Annotated in this window: 1 pseudogene; it reads left to right on the top strand. The window is 49.8% G+C overall.

Annotated features, from left to right (window positions below):
- Window positions 1–3237, top strand: a pseudogene (locus tag KDK17_RS02735) (hypothetical protein); the annotation flags it as partial.

Raw genomic sequence — 3237 nt, 5'->3', positions numbered from 1 at the left:
CAAGCCCCACAGGTGCACTTGCAGGAGAGTTGCAACGCAGCAGGATAGAAGAAGTGGTCAATTCTGCCGGTACCATCAAAACGACCGGTTCTAAGAGCCATTGCGGAGGTATTGCGGGGAGTATCTCTGACAGCGTCATACGCGATAGCGTGAACACAGGCACCGTTATTACAACCGGAAAAGCCACTGCTGGCGGTATCGCTGGATTGGCTGATCAGGCGTCTTCTCTTTCAAATGACCTGAATACCGGAACAATAATCTCCAGGAAAAGATTGAGCCTACCTGCCGGTGGCATTGTCGGAACACTGAAAAGCAACAGCGTTGCTAACAATAATATGAATACCGGCGAAGTCACGGTTACGTTTACCGACAGTTCCGGGGGGATTGCAGGAGAAGCGCAAGCAGCCAGGGTATTGCATAACCTGAACACCGGATACGTTGCCTCAGATCTTGTGATAGGTTCCAGTTATATCGGAGGAGGCAGTAGTGGCGGAATAGTGGGGAAGAGCAGTCAAGCCCTGGTCAGCCAAAACCTCAACACAGGCAGTATTTATTCAAAGCATTATTCAAGTGCGGGCGGGATAGCAGGGGAAGTCAGCAACGCTCCGGTTATTCAAAATGTAAATGTTGGAACGGTCACCTGTGACTGCAATTATGGAGCTGCGGGAGGTATTGCCGGAAAGCTTTCAGGTGGAAGCATTCATGACAACCTGAATGCTGGAGCAGTAGCAGAGAAAAACAGGATGGCAGTTTATGTCGGTGGAATTGCCGGGATCGCCTATGATTCGGCCTCGGTTTATAACAATGTCAATACGGGGGCAGTTGAAGCACATTCAAGCTATATAAGCCCAGCAGTCGGAAGTCCTTATGGAGCAGGTCGTATTGGGAATAACCTGGATACTTTCACAAGGTATAAATGGACTCCTAGCAGTAATTATGGATACAACTTAGGTGTCTTAAGAATATCGAAAAGTTCTCTCAAATCAAACCTGTATGGTTTAAACAGCGATCTCTGGAATGCCGGTAATGCAACACAGCTGCCGATGCTCAAAAGCGTTAACACCCCTTACCGTGACCTTGCCCGAATAGATGGTACCCAACAGACTGATAACCAGTTTCCCACCGTCCTGAATGAGTTTGCAGATCCTGGTGGTGCCATAGATGCTACCTCTTTCACTCGTACTATCTGGAACGGATGGGATGGTTATTTACCCTTTCCAAAAGTTTTCTCCAAACCACAAACATCACTGGCTGGAATTGATTGCACACCAGGGGGATTTGACTGCGGCCAGGAAAAACCTCCTCAATTAATCCATGAAATTGCAATAGATCCAAACAGGTTGCCGGTGCATGCTGCTCCAACGCCTACAGGAGGCGTTGTCCCACCAAGTTATTGCGGGCCCCACAGGGTTTTGAGTGTCTCATGGAATATGAACAGTATGCTCATGGCTGTGGGAATAGGTTCCGGTGGCGGTTCCGGATGCCCTGTTTCAGGCTCCGTACAAATCTTTGATATGAGTGACCCGGCGAGGCCCAGACTCCTGCATACCTTGCACGATGCTAAACACTGGGTGGAGACTGTTGCCTTCAACCACGACGGTACCCAGCTGGCAGTCGGGGGGTATGATAAAAAGGTCAGGATTTATGACCCAGTGAACCCGTCCACTCCCCTTGCCACCCTGTCCGATGCGAAAGGCCCGATAGACGGCGTTAAATACAATCACGGAGGTACTCAGCTGGCAGTTGGTAGATATAATAAGGTCAGGATTTATGACCCGAGGGATCTGTCCATTCGCCCGACAATTCTGACCAATGCAAATGATTGGGTACTGAGCCTTGACTACAATCACGACGGTACCCAGCTGGCAGTGGGGGGGTACGGTAAAAAGGTCAGGATTTATGACCCGTGGGATCTGACCATTGCCCCGCAAGCTGTGATCCCTGGGCTTTATCGTATGAGCGCTAAATTCAACCACGACGGCACGCTGCTGGCAACTGGGGGAAGTGACTATAGGTACAGAGGACACAGTGTTGAGGTTTATGACATAAAGAACCTGGACAGCCCAAAGTATACTCTGGGGGATACGCCATGGACGGTCACGAGCATTGACTTCAATCACGACAGCACCCGACTCGCCTTTGGGGCTGGGAGGAGTGTCAGGATATATGACATGTTGAATCCAACTGGGGTTCTGTACACCCTCTCTGATGCGACAAGTGCTATAAAGAGCGTTAACTACAACCACGACGGCACCTTGCTGGCAGTCGGGACGCACGCTGGAAAGGTCAGGATTTATCGGGTCGGTATAAAAGCTTCAGCGACAACATCGCCATCTGCAAGTCTCTCAACCAGTCAACCCACCACTGCTTCTACAACCATTTCGGGAACTCCATCAGAAAATTCAACGCTGGTCAGGCATTCATCGTCGTATACACAGCCATCAGCCGACGAATTGACGACCACTTCTGTTCCCACTACTTTGCCCAGTTCGGAGACACTATCAGCAACACCATCTGCTCTATCATCGACGTCTGAACAGTCATCAACCAGCGAATTGAGCACTCATTCTGTAGCCCGAACTTCATCCAGCTCGATGTCACCTTCTGAAGTTTTATCTGCTGGTCAATCGTCATCAGCACAACCTTCAACCAATGTATTGAGCACGGCTTCTATAGCCCAAAATTCAGCCAGTTTGGTGTCACCGTCAGAAGTTTCATCTGCTGCCCCATCGTCATCAGCACAACCTTCAAGCAGTGAATTGATCACTACTTCTGTAGCCCGAACTTCAGCCAGTTTGGTGCCACCTTCAGAAATTTCAACCGCTGCTCCATCGTCATCAGCTCCGCCTGCAACCAGCGAATTGAGCACGGCTACTGTAGCCCGAACTTCACCCAGTTCAATGTCACCTTCAAGAGCTTCGTCCACTGCCCCATCGTCATCAGCACAGCCAACAATCAGCAGGGCCAGCACTATTGAGCTGGACAATAATAATTTCAATCAATACCTGAATGCCGACCACCCGGTCGAGGGACGCTATGAGTTAATCAGTAATATTGACCTGAGCGGATCTCAATGGAAACCGGTAGGCAATACCTCCAAACCTTTCTCTGTCACTCTGCTTGGGAACGGCCACGTTATTTCCGGCCTTAAAATTTCAACATGGGCAGCGAATAAAGCCACGGGCTTGTTCGGAGTTCTGCAAGACAGCACCATCAGGCAGATCATTCTAAACCAGC

It is taken from the genome of Endozoicomonas sp. SESOKO2, assembly GCF_024606245.1.
Taxonomy (GTDB): domain Bacteria; phylum Pseudomonadota; class Gammaproteobacteria; order Pseudomonadales; family Endozoicomonadaceae; genus Endozoicomonas_A.
The sequence above is the reverse complement of the archived record's forward strand: the minus strand, read 5'-3'. Positions and strand labels throughout refer to the sequence as shown.